The 265-nt window shown below is 72.1% G+C and carries 1 protein-coding gene; it reads right to left on the bottom strand.

What is annotated here, in order from left to right; translation table 11 throughout:
• The coding region (locus ACG83_RS45735; RefSeq protein WP_161934868.1) for a hypothetical protein at positions 1-265 on the bottom strand (265 nt) is incomplete at both ends.

The following is a 265-nucleotide window of genomic DNA, read 5'->3' as shown; positions in this document are numbered from 1 at the left end:
GGTCGGCTTCCATGTCCATGGAGGGGTCGATCATCTCGGCGGTGTAGCCGGTGCGGGTGGCCACCATCGCCACGACGGCCGCTCGCAACGACTCCCCGTCCGGGCCGTCTGCGGGCGCGCCGCCGTGGTGCGTCGCCGGGCTCGTGCCGTTGGCCGTGGTCGGGTCGGGGGTGGTGAGGTGGTTGACGAGCTGGTCGATGGTGCGTAGTTCGGCGAGGGTCTCGGTGCCCAGGGAGGGCAGCAGCGGGTACTGCTCGCGGAGCTG

Origin of the sequence: Frankia sp. R43 (genome assembly GCF_001306465.1) — a bacterium.
GTDB classification, from domain to species: domain Bacteria; phylum Actinomycetota; class Actinomycetes; order Frankiales; family Frankiaceae; genus Parafrankia; species Parafrankia irregularis.
This window is presented reverse-complemented; position numbering and strand designations above follow the sequence as displayed.